The sequence below is a fragment of the Methylophilus sp. genome (assembly GCF_052437885.1).
Taxonomy (GTDB): Bacteria; Pseudomonadota; Gammaproteobacteria; order Burkholderiales; family Methylophilaceae; genus Methylophilus.
Genome location: NZ_JBQVPB010000009.1, coordinates 77,782 through 97,695, shown reverse-complemented (window position 1 = coordinate 97,695; position 19,914 = coordinate 77,782). Strand labels below are relative to the sequence as shown.

Genomic DNA, 19,914 nt, shown 5'->3' with positions numbered 1-19,914 from the left:
TCTCAGCCTAAGCCAGCCGGTCTCAATGTAAAACTGAGATCGGCAACAAAAAAGAGAGCCAGTGATGGCTCTCTTTTTTTATGTGGCTGGTTTTATGCGGCAGGTCACCGTTTATTGCCAGCGCAGCACGCACCAGTAACCAACGATGGTCAAAACGATAGAGACGACGACATGGCTGCTGATATACAGCATGGCCCAGCCGTAATGCTGCTTTTGCAGCAGTGTGAATGCTTCTGCCGAAAAAGTGGAGAATGTGGTCAAGCCGCCCAGAAAGCCGGTGGTCATCAGCAAGCGCCACTCCGGCGACAAGCTGGGCACAGTTTGCAAGATGCCTAATGCCACGCCCATCAGCAAACCACCTACCGCATTTGCCAGAAAAGTACCCAGGGGGATCACCCCTATTCCATTCAGGCCTAGCGACAAGCCCCACCTGATCCATGCACCTACACTTGCGCCGACCGCCACTGCTAGCCAGGATTTCATTTTAATGTCCTTCTAAAACCGTTTCAGGCAATGTATCATAACTTGCCAGTGACTTTACCTAACTTACTAGTGACACTGCCTATCCACCTCATTCAGTTGATTTAAAGAGATTCCCTTGCGTTTATTATTTGCCACCTCAGAAATTTTTCCCATTATCAAAACAGGCGGTTTAGCAGACGTAAGTGGCGCACTCCCCACTGCATTATTCGCCAGCGGGCTGGATATTCAGATCGTCCTGCCGGCTTACCGTGGCATTCTGGCTACCTGTGAGTCACCGCGTTTACTGGGCTCACTGCAGGTATTCCACGATATACGCTGCGATATTTACCAGACTACCTTGCCTGGCACGCACATTCCGCTGTTGCTGATCGACCACCCGTCACTGTATGACCGCGAGGGCGGGCCTTACCATCATCCGCAGTACGGCGAATGGCAGGATAATGCCTTGCGTTTTGGCGTACTCTCCAAAGTGGCAGCCCTGCTGTGTTTGCCCAATGACTTGCAGGCGTGGCAACCGGATGTGATCCACTGTAATGACTGGCAAACCGGCCTGACGCCCTACTACCTGCGCCAGATGGGCAGCAGCACCAGATCGGTGTTCAGCATACACAATATCGCGTTTCAGGGTAATTTTCATGCCGACTGGCGTCATAGACTGACGCTGGATGAACAGGATTTTAAAGCCGAAGGTTATGAATTCTTTGGCCATGTCTCATTTATGAAAGCCGGGCTTTACTACGCCGATGCGCTGTCTACCGTGAGCCCGACCTACGCCAAGGAGATACAGACCGAGCAGTTCGGCTTTGGCTTTCAGGGCCTGTTGCAGCACCGTTCGGCCGACCTGACCGGCATACTCAATGGCATAGATACCCATGTGTGGGACCCGGCGACCGATGCCTATCTGCCAGTGCACTACAATGTGAATAAATTGCGCTGTAAAAAAGAAGTCAAACATGCGCTACAGACCGAACTGGGGCTGACAGTGGATGCCGAGGCCCCATTGCTGGGGGTGGTGAGCCGCCTGACGCACCAGAAAGGCCTGGATATGCTGGCGACCATTGCCCATCAACTGCTGGACAGCGGCTGTCAGCTGGCAGTGCTGGGCAGTGGCGAGCCGGCGCTGGAACAGCAATACCAGACCTTGATGCAGCTTTATCCCGGGCAAGTGTCTGTCACCATAGGCTATAACGAACCCCTGTCGCACCGCATCATGGCGGGTACCGATATTTTTGTCATGCCTTCACGTTTTGAGCCGTGCGGACTGAACCAGATGTATGGTTTGCGTTACGGCACCATACCCGTGGTGGCCAACACCGGCGGGCTGGCAGATTCGGTGCATGGTGGAGTGCTGACTGCAGAGGGGAAACTGCCGGCAAAAATGACAGGATTTGTTATGCCCTACCATAACCCGTGGACACTTTTGGTCACCTTGCGTCAGGCAATTGCGATTTTTGCCAATTCTGGTCAGTGGTCACAACTGCAAAAACAAGCGATGCGACAGGATGTCAGCTGGGAAACGCGGGCAAAACATTATCAGAAGCTATATGAGACGCTGGTTCCAGGCTGATAAGCCCTGAATTTCAATGATATGCAGGGGAAAAAGGAGAGTTGGCACAAAAGCTGCTAATTACTAATCAAGCTTCTCCAAAGCTAACTTCTCCTCCCTCAAGGCGCCCAAGTAGGCGTCTTTTTTTTATCCTGCATTTGTCGCTTGATCTGATCCCGCTTATTCCGGCTTGGCTGGCGGCGTCATCACCAGGAAATGCTCACGGTAGTATTTAAGCTCATCAATAGACTCATAAATATCTGCCAGTGCTTCATGGCGGCTGGCTTTTTTAAAGCCTGAGTAAATATCCGGGCGCCAGCGACGTGACAACTCTTTAAATACGCTGACATCCAGGTTGCGGTAATGAAAGAACTGCTCCAGACGCGGCATGTAACGCGCCATAAAACGCCTGTCCTGACAGATAGAATTACCACACATGGGCGATTTGCTGGCCGCGACGTGCTCTTTGAGAAAAGTGAGCATGGCATCTGTTGCCGCTTCTTCATCCAGCGTAGACGCTTTCACTTTTTCGATCAGGCCACTGCGGCCGTGTGTGCCTTTATTCCAGGCATCCATCCCATCCAGTACGGCGTCAGACTGGTGAACGACCAGCACCGGGGATTCTGCGATCACATTCAGCTGCGCGTCGGTGACCACCGCTGCAAGCTCAAGAATACGATCAGTCTCTGGCAGCAAGCCACTCATTTCCATATCCAGCCAGATTAAATTGTCCTGATTAGTCGCCAATTGTGTGCCTCACGTCATGATTTCCATTAAAATGAAACATTATATTCAGTTCAGTGAACAAGGTGGATATTAATCCATCAAAATAGCTAACCGAAATCACTTAGCCAGCATCACTTAAGCCTTAATCACTTAGCGAACCCACGACCGATATGCCAGAACTCTTTACTCAACTATTTATTGCTGTCATTGCCATCAGTCTCGCTATCCGTGTCTGGCTGGGCTTACGGCATATCCGACATATCCAGCACAATCGCCAGCAGGTACCCCAGGCTTTTGCGGAAACCATCAGTCTGGAAGCGCATCAACGTGCGGCTGATTACACCAGCGCCAAAGTCAGGCTCAGGTTGGGTGAGACTGTGGTGGAATCCGCTATCTTGCTGGCATTGACCCTGGGCGGTGTGTTGCAGATGCTTGATCAGGTTTGGCAGCAATGGTTACCTGAACATGAGATCATCCGCGGCGCCCTGGTGATTTGCTCCGCCATGCTGATCTCCAGTGCCGCGACTCTGCCTTTTGATTATGTTCAAACTTTCAACATCGACGAAAAGTTTGGTTTTAACAATATGTCGCGTAGTCTGTTTTTTACTGACTTGCTTAAACATACCGGCATAGGTCTGGTGCTTGGTGGCCCTATCCTTTTTGTTGCCCTGTGGCTGATGCAAAGCGCAGGCGACTGGTGGTGGTTATATCTCTGGCTGGTATGGAGCGCATTCAACCTGTTCATGCTGGCAGTCTATCCAATATGGATAGCCCCGCTGCTTAACAAATTCACCCCCATGCAAGACCTCAGTTTAAAAACACGCATTGAAGCATTGATGCAAAAATGCGGTTTTACCAGCCAGGGCTTATTTGTGATGGATGGTTCCAAACGTTCCGGCCACGGCAATGCCTACTTCACCGGTTTTGGCAAAAACAAGCGGGTGGTGTTTTTTGACACCCTGCTGGAGAAACTCAATGCCGACGAGATCGAAGCTGTGCTTGCTCACGAGCTGGGCCATTTCAAGCATAAGCACGTGATCAAACGCATAGTCATGATGTTCGGCCTCAGCCTGCTAGGCCTGGCGTTGCTGGGCTATCTGATGAAACAGGACTGGTTCTACCAGGGCCTGGGCGTGGTGCAGGCCAGCAATCACATGGCTTTACTGCTGTTTCTGCTGGTCAGCCCGGTGTTCATGTTTATCCTGCGCCCCCTGATGGCGGCTTATTCGCGCGTGAACGAGTTTGAAGCAGATCAATACGCCTCGCAGCAGTCGCGTCCGCAGTATCTGATCGATGCACTGGTCAAACTGTACCGTGATAATGCGTCTACGCTGACGCCAGACCCGTTACACTCGGCCTTTTACGACTCACACCCGCCTGCCAGCCTGCGTATCGCCAAATTGCAAACCTACGCATGAAAGCAGCCATCATCCTGGTATTAAGCACATTGGCCGCCGCCAGCGCACACGCAGCGGCGCCTGCCGACCTGCGGGCAGGCGAAAAACTGGTGAAAACACATTGCATCTCCTGCCATGCCAGCAGTTTTGGCGGTGATGGCAGCGGCATCTACACCCGTGAATACCGAAAAGTGCGCTCATTCAACGGCCTGAAAGCTCAGGTCACCAGCTGCAACACCATGCTCAATCTCAAGTGGTTCGACGACGATGAGCAACAGGTGGTGCAGTACCTCAACCAGAACTACTACCATTTCTAATATGCTGGAACAGGGATTGATCGTCGCTGCCTTTGGCAAGCGCTATAACGTCGAGCTGGCTGATGGCCGCAAACTCAGTTGCGTCACGCGCGGCAAAAAAGTCGATAACGCCGCCGGTGACCGCGTCTCGGTCAAACTCACTTCCAACAAAGAAGGCGTGATCGAGAAAACCCTTGAGCGGGATACCCTGCTCTATCGCAGCAACGCCTTTAAAAGCAAGATACTGGCGGCCAATGTCACACAGATACTGATCGTGCTGGCGACCCAGCCCAGTTTTTACGAAGACCTGCTGAACCGTTGCCTGATCGCGGCCGAAGCCGCCGGCATACGCGCGGTGATCATACTGAACAAGAGCGACCTGCCCAACCCGGATGCGCTGGACAAGCTTGCCCGCTATGCGCAACTGGGCTATATCTCGCTGCCTCTTAACGCCAAAGAATCGGTAGCTGCCTTACGGCCTATACTCGCCGGACATACCAGCATACTGGTCGGTCAATCGGGCATGGGAAAATCCACCATCATTAACGGTTTATTGCCGGAAGTGCGCAGCAAGACCCAGGAGATCAGCACCACGCTGGATAGCGGCAAACACACGACCACGGCCACCCATCTGTATCACCTGGATAATGACAGCGCGATCATAGATTCCCCCGGCCTGCAGGAATTCGGTTTATACCATATTGATAGCATCGCGCTCGAATATGCCTTTGTTGAATTCAGGCCGCACATAGGCCACTGCAAATTCAATAACTGCACGCACACACATGAACCGGGTTGCGTGATACTGGAAGCGGTCGCCAAAGGCGAGATCGCACCGGCACGCCACCAGATATTTCAGCAGATACGTGCTGAAAATGCTGTGCATATCTACGGCTAGGCCGCTGGCAACACCCTCTCACGACGAATAATGTTGATGGCCAGTTCTGCTGGCTGATCAAACTCGCGTCTCATCAAAGCGCTGTTTACCCCCAAAGCTGCATCCTGTGATTGGCCTTGCACAAAGCAAAACACCCTGCCTGAGCAGGGTGTTTTTAATACTATGTATGTCTAAAGTAACTTTGAGACGGGTCTCGGATTACAGTGAGAATACATTCAGTGCACCGCCGCCAGGAGCAGCGTTGTACTTGGTCAACTCTTTGTAACCACCAGCAGCACCCAGTGCGTCGGTGTCACTGGTCATACCCAGGTTCATCGCCACGCCAGCCCAACCACCGATACCAGAGAAGATACCAACGTATTGTTTACCTTTGTTACCGTAGGTGAATGCGTTACCGATCGCGCCGGAACCAACCTGGAATTTCCACAGTTCTTTACCAGTTTTGGCATCCACTGCCTTGAACCAGCGGTCCAGAGTACCGTAGAACACTAGGTCTGTTGCAGTCGTCAGAGCGCCACTCCATGCAGAGAATTTCTCTTTGTTGTACCAGACTTTTTTGTTGGTCATCGGATCATAAGCAGCAAAGCCACCCATCACACCGTCAGGACCAGCAAACATGGTCAATGTCGCACCAACCCATGGCTGACCAGCAACGTATTTGGATTCAACTGGCTCGTATGTCATACATACGTGGTTCAGTGGAGAATACATCAAACCGGTTTTTGGTGAGTAAGCAGCAGGTTGCTGGTCTTTAGTACCCAATGCAGCCGGGCAAATGCCTTTAGCGTTGTAGTCCTGGTGAGTAGAGTAACGGCCATCTTTGCTTGGTACGCCTGTTTTCAGATCTACGTCAGCAGCCCAGTTAACAAACGGGTGTACTTTTTCAGCAGCGATCAGAGAACCTGTGTTTGCGTTCCATGTGTAGGCGAAACCGTTACGGTCATGGTGCCATGCGTATGTTTTGCCACCTTTGTCGAACAGGATGACTTCGTTTACGCCATCGTAGTCCCACTCATCGTGTGGTGTCATTTGCATCGCCCATTTGGCCACGCCGGTGTCCAGGTCACGTGCAGTCACTGTCATAGACCATTTGTTGTCGCCTGGACGTACGTCCGGGTTCCATACTGATGGGTTACCAGCACCGTAGTAAACCAGGTTTGTTTTAGCATCATACGGCCACCAGCCCCATACGGAACCACCACCATGTTGCCAGCCATCTTTGATCGCCTGTGGTTTCAACCAGGTACGTGTACCCAGTTCTTTTTCGCCACCTTTGATCTGTGAAGCTTCCAGACGCTTGAAGGAACCGCCTTCTTTGTTACCGCCGTTTACGTCCTGGTAAACTGACAGCGCGTTGTACAGCGGGTTGTCTTTGTTAGTGTTTGCGTCATGCAATGTTTCAGCATCAGGGCCTGTTGAGTAGGCTTTCCATGCCAGAGAACCATCTTTCAGGTTGTATGCAGCGATAAAGCAGCGTACGCCGAATTCAGCACCTGAACAGCCGGTCAGTACTTTGTCTTTGATCACGTGTGGTGCGTTAGTGTTAGTCGCGCCAACTTTTGGATCAGTGTTTTTGACTTCCCAGATCTTTTTACCGTCTTTGGCATCCAGAGCGACCAGCATACCGTCGTTCTGTTGCAGGAAGATCTTGCCGTCGCCAAAGCCCAGGCCACGTGTCACGTTATCACAGCACAGAACCGCTTGAACGCTAGGGTCTTGTTTAGGGAAATAAGACCAGACGATTTTCTGGTTATCGTTCAGGTCCAGAGCGTAAATGTTGTTCGGGAAAGCAGAGACCAGATACATCATGTTACCAACGACGACTGGAGAACCTTCGTGACCACGGTTTACACCGGTAGCGAATGTCCAGGCAGCTTTCAGGTTCTTGATGTTGCCTTTGTTGATTTGTGCCAGGCTGCTATAACCTTGGTTGTTGTGTTGGCCACGTGGATGTGCCCAGTTATTTGGGTCTTTCATGGCGGCTTCCTGATCAGCAGCGGCAAATGCCAGCACTGGCAAGGCAAGTGCTACGCTAGCAGCAACACCAAAAGCAGTTTTGATTTTCATCATAGTTATATCTCCGGAGATAAATCACATGTAGCAATATTGTAAAAATATTGAATAAACGTAAAAACATTGCGCGACGCTTAGTTTGCTACCGGACTAGGCTTCCAGAGCTGTTACTCATCCTGTTACAGATGTATCACTTTATTAAGCGGATGTAACTGTAATATAGATAGCACGCGATGACAGCCAGCCAGTTTCGGGTTTTATTCATGGGCCAGATAAGGAATTTTTCCGAAAACTTTGTTGAAATGCATTTCTTTTGTATCATGCCTGCATTGGAGTACACGTCCTAGTGTGATCTTCAGGTAATTGCGGCATCGTCTTTGCGACGGTATCGCGTCCTTACTTGATACGAATGAAGGTATACACTGGCTGTGCTCAGACCCTGGCATTATTCCCTGGTATTAGATAAAGAAGCTGCGGCGTCTATCCATCAGCAATTGATAGAGCATTTTCGCAGCATGATAGAAGGCGGCGCCTGGCTGGGTGGCAGTGCCCTGCCCAGTTCACGCGATATCGCGCAACGCCTGGGCATCAACCGCAAAACCGTCTCCCGCGTCTATGAAGAACTGTCAGCACTGGGCCTGATCTACACCGAGCCTAAACGCGGCACCTTTGTCACTGCCACCGCCCGCATCAAACAGCCCTCTCACGCCCTGCCCGGCACAGACACTGTGGCGACCTCGCTGCAGCGGCCACACGCAGACCTGTACAGCAACAGCATACACACCCTGATACAGAAGACCAGCCTGCACCACATACGCCGCGCGGCATTGCATATGCACAAACTGCAAACGCATGATTATGATGCCACCGGCCTGTTCAACCTCAAGCACATGCTGGCCAACCTGTTAGCGCATGAAAAACGCTTTCTGGTATCGCCTGACCATATCGCCTGCGGCAACTGGCTCGCGCTGCAAAACGCTGTCATCCATAGCATAGATCCTGATGACGGCATATTACTGGTAGACCACAGCATCAGCACCAGCCTGATCACGCTACTGCAAAAACAGGGCATACATGTGATCCAGCTGAGCGAAACAACAGCTAACCAGGCTGCGGCCCTTGCCGAGCAGATAGAGAAATATTGCATCAACTACCCGGTTTCGGCAGTATGGTGCAACACCTCAGCCCTGTTCAGCAGCGAAAACTATCTGACAGACCAACCCTTGCTGGCGCAAAAACTGGCCGATTACCGCCTGCTGCTGATCGATGACCAGCGCAGCAGTTTCCCCCTCAGCCAGGAAAGCCCGCCGCCATTAGCCAGCAAATATGCCAAAAGCCTGATGATAGGCAGCCTGTATGGCGATTTTTGTGATGCTTTTAACCTGTGCTATATCGCCAGCAATGAAAACCTCTCCAGCGCTTTCCTGAGCGCACTGAATACGCAACAGCAGCAGTCTTCTCTGCTCAATATGCTGGCGCAGAGCGAGCTGATCAAACGCGGTGAGTACAAAAAGCTGCTGACAGGCATACACCGCTTCCTGCAAGCGGCCTGAACCTGCCAGAAAAAACTGGTTGCAAACCGTCAATACAACAACCAATTGGCTGTAATCAACCACCAATAATCCGGGATAAATTCCCATTGACACAAAAAAACATTTTTTCAATCATGCGCTTAAAAAGCAGGGTCTGACTGGCACATTAAATGCTAATTACCAGCAGGGAGTGGACTATCACTAGGACCGATATGAGCAACTGCAAACTTGCTCCTATCGGGGTAGACGCTCCCTAACTTGCATATTGATCTCATGCAAAAAAGGCACCGCAGATGCGGTGCCTTTTGTCTTTGATGAACGCCTCAGAAATACAGGCCGTTCAAGTCAGCCGATTACTCCTGGCCGATCTGCGTTTACTCCTGGCCGATCTGATAGACTTCATAGCTGGTTTCAACGATCTTGCCTGTGGTCGCATCAACTTCCACTTTCACTTCTTCGTTGTCTGCTTCCAGAATATCAAACTCGTATGAAGCTTTGCCGTCTGGCTCAAGCTCGTACTCTGTTTCTACCACTTTACCTGGATGCGCAGCCAGTGCAGTGGCTTTCGCGTCTTCTTCAGACACTTTGGCCAGGGCCTTGAATCTTTCGTCATCCGCTGAGACTTCTTCTTCTACTTCAGTGATCTTGCCAGTTTTAGCATTGCACTCGATATCCCATGCTTTGCCATCGCTGGATTGCACGTCAAACTCGTAAACCAGTTGCTTGCGCTCTGATTTGGCTTCAAGTTTAACGATCTTGCCGTCGTGCTTGGATAAAGCGGCTTTTACGCACTTGCCCAGGCTATCGTAGGCTTTTGGTTTGAGAGTGGCATGGTCAGCAAAAGCTTGACCGGACAATACACCGCACAGCGCGGCAGTGATAAGTGACACTTTTATTTGCATTTTGATCTCCTTGTTAAATGTCATGATTGAAGTGTGATGCTCAAGCTAGGGACTCTTGCACCACGATACATAACGCGAAAAAGGATAACAAAAACAACTTATTTTGTTGCAAAAATTACATCTTGTTAACAAAATGGCTAGAAATAGCCATTTGTCAAGCTTTTTAGCCGCTGGACTATACGGCGACTGGCGCCTTGATAGCCGGGTGCGGGTCGTAACCTTCCAGCGTGAAATCTTCAAAGCGGAAAGCGAAGATATCTTTGACTTCAGGGTTGATACGCATGGTGGGCAAGGCGCGTTCGGTACGCGACAACTGCTCTTTCACCTGGTCCATATGGTTGTTATAGATATGCGCGTCGCCCAGTGTGTGCACAAAGTCACCCAGTTGCAAGTTACAGGCCTGCGCCACCATCATGGTCAGCAGTGCGTAAGAAGCAATATTAAACGGCACACCAAGGAAGATATCTGCGCTGCGTTGATACAGCTGGCAGCTTAATTTGCCATCTGCCACGTAAAACTGGAAAAATGCGTGACAAGGTGGCAGTTTCATCTGGTCCACATCGGCCACGTTCCAGGCAGATACGATCAAACGACGCGAATCAGGCGTTTTCTTGATCTGATTGACGACCTGAGTGATCTGGTCAATGTGCGAGCCGTCCGGCTTGGGCCAGTTACGCCACTGGTAGCCATATACCGGGCCCAGGTTTCCTTCGGCATCTGCCCACTCATCCCAGATTTTCACGCCGTTTTCTTTTAAATAGGCAATATTGGTACTGCCTTTTAAAAACCAGAGCAGTTCATGAATGATGGATTTCAGATGGACTTTTTTGGTGGTCAGCAAGGGGAAACCTTCTGCCAGGTTGAAGCGCATCTGGTAGCCGAATACCGACAGCGTGCCGGTGCCGGTACGGTCGGTTTTCTGGTGCCCGTGTGCAAGCACATGGTTTAGCAGGTCATGATACTGTTGCATATACGGGCTCCTGATCAAGTATTAGCGACTATAAAGGCTTTAATGGCATCGACGCTGGCATCCATGACGGTGGATCTCTGCGGCAAGTCTTCCAGGCCGTTCAGGCTGGCCGGGCGCTCGGGCGCTTCGCCCAGCGCTTCGATGATGGCATCTTCAAACTTGGCCGGCAAAGCGGTTTCCAGCACCAGCATGGGCACTTGCGGATTGCGTTTTTCCAGCGCGACTTTCAGGCCATCGGCGGTATGCGTATCTATGGTCACCCCATATTGCTGCTTGCTTGCGCGTATGGTTTTCAGACGGTCTGCATGATTGCTGCTGCCAGACACAAAACCAAAATCACCGACCTGGTCAAAGTAGCCATCGGCATTCAGATCGAACTTGCCGCCATGGTCCACTGCTGTCCATAGCTCGCGCACCCTGGCACTATCCTGCCCGACCAGGTCATACACAAAGCGCTCGAAGTTGGACGCTTTGCTGATATCCATGGACGGACTGGAAGTATGGTAGGTATTGGCCGCGCCACGCGGGGCATAGACCCCGGTCCTGAAGAACTCGTCCAGCACATCGTTTTCGTTGGTGGCTACGATCAGCTGATCCACTGGCAGACCCATCATGCGTGCGATATGCCCGGCACACACGTTACCGAAGTTGCCGCTAGGCACGGTAAAACTGACTTTCTGTTTATTATCCTGGGTGACGGCCAGGTAGCCTTTAAAGTAATAGACGATCTGCGCGGCGATACGGCCCCAGTTGATGGAGTTCACCGCACCTATCTTGTATTGCGCCTTGAAGCCATGGTCATTGGACACGGCTTTGACGATATCCTGCGCATCGTCGAACACGCCTTTGACGGCAATATTAAAGATATTGTCATCCTGCAGGCTGAACATCTGCGCAGTCTGAAAACGGCTCATCTTCTGATACGGCGACAGCATAAAGACGCGCACGCCTTTTTTACCGCGCATGGCGTATTCTGCCGCCGAGCCGGTATCGCCTGAAGTCGCACCCAGAATATTGGTGGTCTGGCCGGTTTTGGCCAGCACGTATTCAAACAGGTTACCCAGTAACTGCATGGCCATGTCTTTAAAAGCCAGGGTCGGCCCGTTGGACAGGCTTAACAGGTACAGATTCTCTTCCAGCTTGAGTGTAGGCGTGATGTCTTCGGCAGACTGCCCGGCACGCGCAAAACCATACACCTCGGCCCTATAGGTCTTATCAATGATGGCTTTAAGGTCGCTGTGCGGAATATCGCTGTCATCTACCAGGCGCGACAGAATGGCAAACGCCAGTTCACGATAGTTCATGCCACGCATGGCGGTGAGGTCAGCGTCGCTGAATTGCGGATATTGCTCAGGCAGGTAGAGGCCGCCATCCGGCGCCAGGCCACCAAGCAGGATCTCACTAAAACTCAAGGCCGGGGATTGGCCGCGGGTACTGATATATTTCATTACAGGTTACCTAATGTATTAATGCTGGCTCAGGCATAGCGCGCAAACCAGCATGGCTAGCGTTAGCGGGACAATGTTTCCAGACGAATCTTGGTCACTGCACCGTCAATGGCAGGCAAAGCCTCAATGTTGGCGATGGCAGCGTCCATGGTTTTTTCCTGCGTGGTATGCGTCAGGATAATGATATCGGCCTCGGCTTCACCTTCTTGCGGCTCTTTTTGCAGCATGGCGTCTATGGATATCTTCAGATCGGCCAGTATCTTGGTCACATCTGCCATCACGCCAGGCTTGTCAGAAGCGCGCAGACGCAGGTAGTAGCCGGACTGCACATCGGCGATAGGCAACACTGGCAAGGCCTGCTGCTGCTCCAGCTGATAACCGAGGAAAGCCACGCGCTGCTCTGCAGTCGTGCCTTGCAAACGGGCGATATCCACCAGGTCTGCCACCACGGCGCTGGCCGTTGGCTCGGCACCGGCACCGGCGCCGTAATACAGGGTAGGCCCTACCGCATCACCTTTGACCACTACGGCGTTCATCGCGCCATCCACGTTGGCGATCAGGCGTTTTTCCGGGATCAGGGTCGGGTGTACCCGCAGCTCGACACCGGCTTCGGTTTTTTTGCTGATACCCAGCAACTTGACGCGGTAACCCAGCTCTTCGGCATACTGGATATCCTGTATCGTCAGCTTGGTGATGCCTTCGGTATAAGCCTGCTCAAACTGCATAGGGGTACCAAAGGCGATGCTGGCCATGATGGTCAGCTTGTGGGCGGCATCAATACCTTCCACATCAAACGTAGGGTCCGCTTCTGCGTAACCCAGGCGTTGCGCCTCTTTCAGCACATCGGCAAAAGCCAGGCCTTTGTCACGCATTTCAGTCAGGATGAAATTGGTGGTGCCATTGATAATGCCGGCCACCCACTCTATCCTGTTTGCACTCAAGCCCTCACGCAGCGCCTTGATGATAGGGATACCGCCAGCCACTGCCGCTTCAAACGCGACGATCACGCCTTTTTCAGCGGCAGCCTTGAAAATCTCGTTACCGTGTACTGCCAGCAAAGCCTTGTTAGCGGTGACTACGTGCTTGCCATTGGCAATGGCTTTTAACACCAGTTCTTTGGCAATGGTATAACCACCGATAAGCTCGACCACCACATCCACTTCAGGGTTATTCACCACGGCAAAAGCATCGTCAGTCACAGCCACCTGGCCGCCGGTGACTTGCCTGGCTAATTCCAGGTTACGGTCTGCCACCTGCACGATACGGATATTGCCGCCGAGCCGGCGCGCAATATCTGACTGGTTGCGAGTGATCACAGTGTATGTACCACCGCCTACAGTGCCAATGCCTAACAAACCTACTTTGAGTTCTTTCATATTCACATTCTATAACTTAAGTCACACTCTAAATGAATCATCAGCACGTGCAGGCACGCGCTATTTGCCATGTTTTTTACGGTAGCCATCCAGATAACGGCCTATGCGCGTCATCGCCTCTGTCAGGTCATCGACATTGGGCAGGAAAACCACCCTGAAATGGTCAGGCGTAGCCCAGTTAAAGCCGGTGCCCTGCACCAGCAATACTTTTTCTTCCAGCAACAAATCCAGGATGAATTGCTGGTCATCCTGAATCGGATAAATTTTGGGATCCAGCCTGGGGAACAGATACATGGCCGCCTGCGGCTTGACACAGCTGACGCCGGGCAAGGCGGTCAGCATGTCATATGCGAGGTCGCGCTGTTTGCACAAACGTCCGCTGGGTGCCACCAGGTCATTGATACTCTGGTAGCCGCCCAATGCGGTCTGTATCGCCAGTTGACCGGGCACATTGGCGCACAGGCGCATGGAGGCCAGCATATTCAGGCCTTCGATATAATCCCTGGCCGGTTTTTTGTCGCCGGAAATAATCATCCAGCCAGCACGATAGCCACAGGCACGGTAGTTTTTTGAAAGCCCGTTGAATGTCACGAACAGCACATCATCTGCCAGCGAGGCGATAGAAGTATGCGTATTACCGTCGTACAACACCTTGTCATAGATCTCATCGGCAAAAATCACCAGACCATGGTGACGCGCGATCTCGACAATGCCGCGCAGGATCTCGTCAGGATACAGGGCACCAGTCGGGTTATTCGGGTTGATGATGACTATGCCCTTGGTATTGGCGGTGATCTTGTTTTCGATATCCTTCAGGTCTGGCAACCAGCCTGATTGTTCGTCACAGATATAATGGCGAGCACTGCCGCCAGCCAGATTCACTGCGGCCGTCCACAAAGGATAATCCGGCATCGGGATCAACACCTGATCGCCATTATTCAGCAACCCCTGCATCGCCATCACGATCAGCTCAGACACACCGTTACCGATGATGATGTCGTCTATGGTCACGCCTTCGATATTTTTTTGCTGGGTGTAATGCATGATGGCTTTACGCGCGGCAAACAGGCCTTTGGAGTCAGTGTAGCCAGAGGCCTGATCCATGTTGTGGATCACGTCCTGCACGATCTCTTCCGGGGCATTGAAACCGAATGGCATCGGGTTTCCGATGTTCAGCTTGATGATGCGTTGGCCGTCTTCTTCCATCTGGCGGGCGCGCTGCAACACCGGGCCGCGGATGTCATAACAGACATTACTTAATTTGTTTGATTTATTGACTGGCTGCATACACTGTTAACAAACACATTTAGCGTGTGTTAAGCTCTTAAAGTAAAACTTTCATTCTACCTGCAAACCCTTGCTTCATCAATGAAACAGGCGAGCAGTTAATGCCCCTGCAGGTAGATGCAAGGTTTTATTTTTGAATGTTTAGAGATGATCACCACGCATGAAATTACACCTGCATAACAGCGAGCAGCAATACCAGATCAATGGCGTGGACAGCCAGGCCATCACCATCAATCAGCAGCCATACACGCAGTCGCTGATCATCAGTGACGACTCTCTGAGTACAGACTGGTTCAGTGGTGCGTGGGAGACCCTGGATGCGCAGGCGCTGGCATCTATTCTGGCATTCAAACCCGAAGTGGTGTTACTCGGCAGCGGTGACAAGCAACGTTTTGTGCACCCCAAACATCTGCAGGCATTTCTGGCGGCACATATTGCGGTCGAATGCATGACCACCGCCGCCGCTTGCCGCACCTTCAATATACTGACCGCAGAAGGCCGCAAGGTGGTGGCGGCCTTATTGCTGGAAAAACATCTGACCCCGCCATAGTTAGCACAAGGGCGGTTGTATTATCACCCTGATTTCAATATCACTGGGGTAGCAAAGTCACCCTGTTTTCAAAGTCACTAGATTGAAAAAGTCACTGGGGCTTTAAAGTCACCAGTACTTCATCAGCGGTGATGCGCAGATCAGTCGGCTGGTAATGCGTGCCACCATACACCAGCTGTTCCGGCTTCACCTCATATAACACCAGTTGATTCAACCACTTGCTGCCTGCCTCCCTGGCAAGCTGCTGCAGCATGCCGTTCCATTCGCTATTGGCACCGTCCAGCTGTATGGTTTCTATCGCAGGCTGATCCAGGATCACGGCATTGCGCGCCGCATCGAATTTGAGCAGCCCGGACAAGGTCGCCTTGCCGGTCGCCGTGTTGGCCAGTAATTCACTGCCTATATTGGCATCCATGCTGGTATGTATCCTGCCCGTGGCCGGGTCCAGCGTCACCAGGGCGTTGGAAAGCTGCACATGAAACACTTTCTTCACTGTGAACGGCTTTTCCAGCTTGCTGTTCAGTTTTTGCTGGAGCTGACTGGCACTCATGCGCACGGTGCGTTCACCCATCATGGTGGCACACTGGCTAAGCAACAGGACGACCAGCAATGCTGAAAAAATGATTTTTAAAAGACGCATTTGTAAGCCTTATTTAACACTTGCAACATTCATCAAAAATTCGCATTCGCTGCATCTGGCTACAGTAAGATAGCGCGCGATGCATAAAAATGACACTTTAAATCCTGCGCTGAAACCAGCGGCGAGTCCTCAATCCGGGTTCACCCTGGTCGAACTGGTGATTGCGCTGCTGGTCATCGCTATACTGGCGATCACGGCTTATTCGCGCCTGTCTAACACCGATACCCGGGCCAGGCTGGCATCATTACAGTCTTTCAAGGCCACAGTACTGTCTGTCGCCGCCATGGCAAAAGGCATGTGTATCTCAGACCCGCAATGCGATATCGATCAATACCAGACGACTTCGTCTACCACCATAGAAGGCAACACCATTTTATTCACCGGCAGGTACCCGGTAGGTTTGGCCCCCAATGGCGCCGGTGGGCTGGACCAATTGATGATGCCAGGCAAATTCACCATACAGCCAGCACTTTCTGACACCCACCGTGCCACCTACTTTCTGGCAGGCGCGCATGACGAGTATCACTGCAAGCTGGAATATAGCATCACTTCAGCGCCGGCCAACCCATCTGTACTCTCAGTCACCATAGACAGCAGTGGCTGCTAAGAAATAAATATAGGCAGCAGCAGCTAAACAATCAGCATAGACAGCAGCGGCTGCTAAGAAGATCCTGCCGCGCAAACAAAGCGGCGGCTGAAAAAATAAAAGTGTGCTCCTGGCTTTCAGGAACACACTTCAGGTGCTTGCATGCAGACTACTGAGAATCTAGAGGTTTCTGGTAGAAAGTGTCAATGTGGCGTTAGTGCCGCCAAAGCCAAAGCTATTTGACAATGCAGTCTCTATTTTTGTGGATGCGATCGGCTGGCGCACGATGTTCAAGCCTTCGGCTGCCGGATCCAGGTTATCGATATTGGCAGAAGCCGCGATAAAACCATGCTGCATCATGAGCAAGGTGTAAATAGCCTCGTTGACACCCGCTGCGCCCAATGCGTGCCCGGACAACGATTTGGTCGAAGCGATGGCCGCTTTGCTATCGCCAAACACCGTGCGGATAGCTTCCAGCTCCTTGGTATCGCCTACCGGGGTGCTGGTGCCATGGGTATTGATATAATCGATATCATTGATGTCCAGCCCCTGCAGTGCCTGCTGCATACAGCGTACAGCGCCCTCACCGCTAGGCGCCACCATGTCATAGCCATCCGAGGTCGCACCATAGCCCACCACTTCGGCATAGATATGCGCACCGCGGGCCTTGGCATGTTCGTACTCTTCAAGCACGACGATGCCACCACCGCCGGAAATCACGAATCCGTCACGGTCAGCATCGTAAGTACGTGAGGCTTTATCCGGGGTTTCGTTATATTTGCTGGACAGCGCGCCCATGGCATCAAACAGATAGCTCATGGTCCAATGCTCTTCTTCGCCACCGCCAGCAAACACGATATCCTGCTTGTTCAGCTGGATCTGCTCCACCCCTGCGCCTATACAGTGCGCACTGGTAGAACAAGCCGAGCTGATACCGTAATTGACACCCTTGATCTTGGCACCGGTGGCCAGGCAGGCGACTATGCCGCTGCTCATGGTCTTGGTCACCATATAGGGGCCGACGCGGCGTATGCCTTTTTCGGCCAGGGTATTGGTGCCTTCCAGCATGCTTTCGGTAGACGTACCACCGGCACCGACGATCAGGCCAGTGCGCACATTGGAAACCAGGTCTTCCGGCAGTTTGGCATCGGCGATCGCTTCCTGCATCGCCAGCCAGGCATAAGCATGCCCTTTGGCCATAAAGCGCAGCAATTTGCGATCTATCAGTGCTTCGACATCCAGATTTTTAATAGAGCCAGCCACATGCGAACGCAAACCGCGCTCAGCATATTCCGGTTGATAGGTGATGCCGGAACGGCCTGCTTTCAGGCTGTCCAGCACTTCCTGTTTGTTATTACCAAGACTGGATACGATACCAAATCCTGTAATCACTACGCGACGCATTGCGCCTCCTTAGACTTCAACACTATAACGACTTCTAGAAATGATCCGTGGTAGTAAACAAGCCTACACGCAAATCACTGGCATTATAAATCTCACGGCCATCAATTTCCATGCGTGCATCGGCAATACCCATAACTAATTTACGCATGATCACACGCTTGAGATCAATGTGGTAACGGATCATTTTAGCGGTAGGCAACACCTGGCCGGTAAACTTGACCTCACCTGAACCCAGCGCGCGACCACGACCCAGGCCACCTTTCCAGCCCAGGAAAAAACCAACCAGCTGCCACATGGCATCCAGGCCCAGACAGCCTGGCATCACCGGGTCACCGGTAAAATGGCACTGGAAAAACCATAAATCAGGGCTGATATCCAGCTCGGCTATGATCTCGCCCTGGCCATACCTGCCGCCTTCACTGGATATTTTAACTATCCGGTCAAACATCAGCATTGGAGGCAAAGGCAGTTGTGCATTACCCTCACCAAACATCTCACCCCGGCCACAGGCCAATAGTTCTTCTTTACTGAAACTGCTTTTTCCAGACATGGAATTCGTGGACATGTAATTTTAATTTTTTCGATAAAACAATATTTTCGCCGGAAATCGCGTTTAGTCAAAGCTTTTTGTCAGACCAACAATATACAGACCTGTATACTTTTGCACAAAACCTAGGTAAGATTCCCGAAATTGTTACGGAATTTTACATATTGGAAAATGTCCTTGCATAAGGCTTTAAGCGATAATCTGCGACAAATGGCTGTTAAGAAATTACAATTTAGTTACAATTAACCTTCAAAAAATTATATTACGTCAGGAAATCAGCAATGCATGATCAACAACTAGCCGATTGGCGGGTACACGCGTTAAAACTTGAATCAGAAGTCAATAAAGTGGTGGTCGGGCAGGAAAGCCCGGTGCGTTTGATCACCACGGCAGTGTTTGCGCGTGGCCATGTATTGCTTGAAGGTGATGTAGGCGTAGGCAAGACTACGCTGTTGCGTGCATTCACCCGCGGCATCGGCGGTGGATACCAGCGTATCGAAGGCACCATAGATCTGATGCCTAACGACCTAGTCTACCACACCTACCTGGGTGAAGACGGCAAGCCGCATGTGAGCCCGGGGCCTTTGCTGATGTCAGGCCAGGATTTATCCATCTTTTTCTTTAACGAGATCAACCGTGCCCGCCCGCAAGTGCACTCGCTGATGCTGCGCGTGATGGCAGAACGCACCCTGACCGCCTTTAACAAAGAACATTACTTCCCGCACATGCTGGTTTTCGCTGACCGTAACCAGGTCGAAAGAGAAGAGACCTTTGATATCCCGTCTGCCGCGCGTGACCGTTTCATGATGGAGATCCCTATCCTGGTACCGCCTGCGCACGACATTATGGAATCACTGATCTTTGATACGCGCTTTCATGATGTGGATCAACTGATTGGCAATGTAGAGGCAGATGTACTGAAGTTCGACCAGCTCAACAGCTTTGCAAAAGTCATACAGGAAAACATCACTGCCAGCCCTGCCCTGCGCAAATACGCATTGAACCTGTGGCTGGCCACTAAAGACCCGCTGGCTTACGGCATCAAGGTCTCCAACGTGGACATGAAACGTCTGGTATTGTCTGGGGCCAGCCCGCGCGGTATGGGTATGTTGCTGCGTGCCGCGCGTGTCAATGCCTGGCTGAACGAGCGTGATGCGGTGGTGCCTGAGGATATTCATGCCGTGTTCCACGAAACCATTGCTCACCGTCTGGTGTTCAGCCCGGTGTATGAGATGCGCCGTACCGAGATCGCGCGGGAGATGCTGTCCGGCATCATCAATGCTGTGTCTGCGCCTTGATACACGCCTGAACTG

At 51.8% G+C, this 19,914-nt stretch carries 19 protein-coding genes; 8 read left to right on the top strand and 11 right to left on the bottom strand.

Annotation, left to right across the window (positions count from 1 at the left end; genetic code table 11):
* Positions 1-111: 111 nt before the first annotated feature.
* Positions 112-483 carry a fluoride efflux transporter CrcB gene (gene crcB, locus ACT6RZ_RS10635; RefSeq protein WP_444702087.1) on the bottom strand — a complete coding sequence of 124 codons (372 nt, stop codon included), beginning with the start codon at positions 481-483 and terminating at the stop codon, positions 112-114.
* Positions 484-598: 115 nt separating this feature from the next.
* Between crcB and glgA the strand changes: the two genes are divergently transcribed.
* Positions 599-2,050, top strand: coding sequence for a glycogen synthase GlgA (gene glgA / locus ACT6RZ_RS10630; protein ID WP_444702086.1), 1,452 nt, complete (start codon positions 599-601; stop codon positions 2,048-2,050).
* Between the two features lie 159 nt (positions 2,051-2,209).
* Here the strand turns inward: glgA and orn are convergent, their stop codons facing one another.
* Positions 2,210-2,776 carry an oligoribonuclease gene (gene orn, locus ACT6RZ_RS10625; protein WP_444702085.1) on the bottom strand — a complete coding sequence of 189 codons (567 nt, stop codon included), beginning with the start codon at positions 2,774-2,776 and terminating at the stop codon, positions 2,210-2,212.
* Positions 2,777-2,925: 149 nt separating this feature from the next.
* Between orn and ACT6RZ_RS10620 the strand changes: the two genes are divergently transcribed.
* Genes ACT6RZ_RS10620 through rsgA form a run of 3 tightly spaced genes read left to right on the top strand, consistent with a single transcriptional unit; the run spans position 2,926 to position 5,346 of the window.
* Complete coding sequence (locus ACT6RZ_RS10620) at positions 2,926-4,173, top strand: M48 family metallopeptidase (RefSeq protein ID WP_444702084.1); 1,248 nt, start codon at positions 2,926-2,928, stop codon at positions 4,171-4,173.
* A complete protein-coding gene (locus ACT6RZ_RS10615; protein ID WP_444702083.1) occupies positions 4,170-4,469 on the top strand; it encodes a c-type cytochrome in 300 nt (99 codons plus the stop codon). The genes ACT6RZ_RS10620 and ACT6RZ_RS10615 overlap by 4 nt, the downstream gene beginning before the upstream one ends.
* A 1-nt stretch (position 4,470) precedes the next feature.
* Entirely contained in the window at positions 4,471-5,346 is an 876-nt protein-coding gene (gene rsgA / locus ACT6RZ_RS10610; protein ID WP_444702082.1) for a ribosome small subunit-dependent GTPase A, read from the top strand.
* 198 nt (positions 5,347-5,544) lie between these two features.
* Here rsgA and ACT6RZ_RS10605 read toward each other — a convergent pair whose 3' ends face one another.
* The gene (locus ACT6RZ_RS10605) at positions 5,545-7,416 is read right to left on the bottom strand and encodes a PQQ-dependent dehydrogenase, methanol/ethanol family (RefSeq protein WP_444702081.1); all 1,872 of its coding nucleotides are present in this window, start codon (positions 7,414-7,416) and stop codon (positions 5,545-5,547) included.
* 371 nt (positions 7,417-7,787) lie between these two features.
* On the opposite strand from ACT6RZ_RS10605, the gene ACT6RZ_RS10600 reads away from it, so the two are divergent.
* Positions 7,788-8,912 (top strand): GntR family transcriptional regulator, encoded by a 1,125-nt coding sequence (locus ACT6RZ_RS10600; RefSeq protein ID WP_444702080.1) that lies wholly within the window; start codon positions 7,788-7,790, stop codon positions 8,910-8,912.
* A gap of 353 nt (positions 8,913-9,265) precedes the next feature.
* Here the strand turns inward: ACT6RZ_RS10600 and ACT6RZ_RS10595 are convergent, their stop codons facing one another.
* The 5 genes from ACT6RZ_RS10595 to ACT6RZ_RS10575 form a co-directional block, all read right to left on the bottom strand.
* On the bottom strand, positions 9,266-9,793 hold the full coding sequence (locus tag ACT6RZ_RS10595) for a PepSY domain-containing protein (protein ID WP_444702079.1): 528 nt from the start codon (positions 9,791-9,793) through the stop codon (positions 9,266-9,268).
* Between the two features lie 175 nt (positions 9,794-9,968).
* Positions 9,969-10,763 carry a thymidylate synthase gene (locus tag ACT6RZ_RS10590; protein WP_444702078.1) on the bottom strand — a complete coding sequence of 265 codons (795 nt, stop codon included), beginning with the start codon at positions 10,761-10,763 and terminating at the stop codon, positions 9,969-9,971.
* A gap of 14 nt (positions 10,764-10,777) precedes the next feature.
* Positions 10,778-12,211 carry a threonine synthase gene (gene thrC / locus ACT6RZ_RS10585; protein WP_444702077.1) on the bottom strand — a complete coding sequence of 478 codons (1,434 nt, stop codon included), beginning with the start codon at positions 12,209-12,211 and terminating at the stop codon, positions 10,778-10,780.
* A 62-nt stretch (positions 12,212-12,273) separates the two neighbouring features.
* A complete protein-coding gene (locus ACT6RZ_RS10580) occupies positions 12,274-13,587 on the bottom strand; it encodes a homoserine dehydrogenase (protein ID WP_444702076.1) in 1,314 nt (437 codons plus the stop codon).
* A 60-nt stretch (positions 13,588-13,647) separates the two neighbouring features.
* On the bottom strand, positions 13,648-14,874 hold the full coding sequence (locus ACT6RZ_RS10575) for a pyridoxal phosphate-dependent aminotransferase (protein ID WP_444702075.1): 1,227 nt from the start codon (positions 14,872-14,874) through the stop codon (positions 13,648-13,650).
* 160 nt (positions 14,875-15,034) lie between these two features.
* On the opposite strand from ACT6RZ_RS10575, the gene ACT6RZ_RS10570 reads away from it, so the two are divergent.
* Entirely contained in the window at positions 15,035-15,424 is a 390-nt protein-coding gene (locus ACT6RZ_RS10570; protein ID WP_444702074.1) for an Mth938-like domain-containing protein, read from the top strand.
* A 91-nt stretch (positions 15,425-15,515) separates the two neighbouring features.
* Here the strand turns inward: ACT6RZ_RS10570 and ACT6RZ_RS10565 are convergent, their stop codons facing one another.
* Positions 15,516-16,064, bottom strand: a complete 549-nt coding sequence (locus tag ACT6RZ_RS10565; protein WP_444702073.1) for a DUF1439 domain-containing protein — start codon at positions 16,062-16,064, stop codon at positions 15,516-15,518.
* 79 nt (positions 16,065-16,143) lie between these two features.
* Between ACT6RZ_RS10565 and ACT6RZ_RS10560 the strand changes: the two genes are divergently transcribed.
* Entirely contained in the window at positions 16,144-16,671 is a 528-nt protein-coding gene (locus tag ACT6RZ_RS10560) for a type II secretion system protein (RefSeq protein WP_444702072.1), read from the top strand.
* A gap of 159 nt (positions 16,672-16,830) precedes the next feature.
* On the opposite strand, the gene fabB is transcribed toward ACT6RZ_RS10560, so the two are convergent.
* Together fabB and fabA are read right to left on the bottom strand one after the other, a co-directional pair.
* On the bottom strand, positions 16,831-18,054 hold the full coding sequence (gene fabB / locus ACT6RZ_RS10555) for a beta-ketoacyl-ACP synthase I (RefSeq protein ID WP_444702071.1): 1,224 nt from the start codon (positions 18,052-18,054) through the stop codon (positions 16,831-16,833).
* 34 nt (positions 18,055-18,088) lie between these two features.
* Positions 18,089-18,604, bottom strand: coding sequence for a 3-hydroxyacyl-[acyl-carrier-protein] dehydratase FabA (gene fabA / locus ACT6RZ_RS10550; RefSeq protein WP_444702123.1), 516 nt, complete (start codon positions 18,602-18,604; stop codon positions 18,089-18,091).
* A gap of 278 nt (positions 18,605-18,882) precedes the next feature.
* Here fabA and ACT6RZ_RS10545 point away from each other — a divergent pair, with 278 nt between their 5' ends.
* On the top strand, positions 18,883-19,899 hold the full coding sequence (locus tag ACT6RZ_RS10545; protein WP_444702070.1) for an AAA family ATPase: 1,017 nt from the start codon (positions 18,883-18,885) through the stop codon (positions 19,897-19,899).
* Positions 19,900-19,914: the final 15 nt, after the last annotated feature.

Bases quoted from the DNA above. Each gene is read 5' to 3' on its own strand.
- crcB (WP_444702087.1), bottom strand. From the start codon at position 483: ATGAAATCCTGGCTAGCAGTGGCGGTCGGCGCAAGTGTAGGTGCATGG.
- ACT6RZ_RS10620 (WP_444702084.1), top strand. From the start codon at position 2,926: ATGCCAGAACTCTTTACTCAACTATTTATTGCTGTCATTGCCATCAGT.
- ACT6RZ_RS10615 (WP_444702083.1), top strand. From the start codon at position 4,170: ATGAAAGCAGCCATCATCCTGGTATTAAGCACATTGGCCGCCGCCAGC.
- rsgA (WP_444702082.1), top strand. From the start codon at position 4,471: ATGCTGGAACAGGGATTGATCGTCGCTGCCTTTGGCAAGCGCTATAAC.
- ACT6RZ_RS10605 (WP_444702081.1), bottom strand. From the start codon at position 7,416: ATGATGAAAATCAAAACTGCTTTTGGTGTTGCTGCTAGCGTAGCACTT.
- ACT6RZ_RS10595 (WP_444702079.1), bottom strand. From the start codon at position 9,793: ATGCAAATAAAAGTGTCACTTATCACTGCCGCGCTGTGCGGTGTATTG.
- ACT6RZ_RS10590 (WP_444702078.1), bottom strand. From the start codon at position 10,763: ATGCAACAGTATCATGACCTGCTAAACCATGTGCTTGCACACGGGCAC.
- thrC (WP_444702077.1), bottom strand. From the start codon at position 12,211: ATGAAATATATCAGTACCCGCGGCCAATCCCCGGCCTTGAGTTTTAGT.
- ACT6RZ_RS10580 (WP_444702076.1), bottom strand. From the start codon at position 13,587: ATGAAAGAACTCAAAGTAGGTTTGTTAGGCATTGGCACTGTAGGCGGT.
- ACT6RZ_RS10575 (WP_444702075.1), bottom strand. From the start codon at position 14,874: ATGCAGCCAGTCAATAAATCAAACAAATTAAGTAATGTCTGTTATGAC.
- ACT6RZ_RS10570 (WP_444702074.1), top strand. From the start codon at position 15,035: ATGAAATTACACCTGCATAACAGCGAGCAGCAATACCAGATCAATGGC.
- ACT6RZ_RS10565 (WP_444702073.1), bottom strand. From the start codon at position 16,064: ATGCGTCTTTTAAAAATCATTTTTTCAGCATTGCTGGTCGTCCTGTTG.
- ACT6RZ_RS10560 (WP_444702072.1), top strand. From the start codon at position 16,144: ATGCATAAAAATGACACTTTAAATCCTGCGCTGAAACCAGCGGCGAGT.
- fabB (WP_444702071.1), bottom strand. From the start codon at position 18,054: ATGCGTCGCGTAGTGATTACAGGATTTGGTATCGTATCCAGTCTTGGT.
- fabA (WP_444702123.1), bottom strand. From the start codon at position 18,604: ATGTCTGGAAAAAGCAGTTTCAGTAAAGAAGAACTATTGGCCTGTGGC.
- ACT6RZ_RS10545 (WP_444702070.1), top strand. From the start codon at position 18,883: ATGCATGATCAACAACTAGCCGATTGGCGGGTACACGCGTTAAAACTT.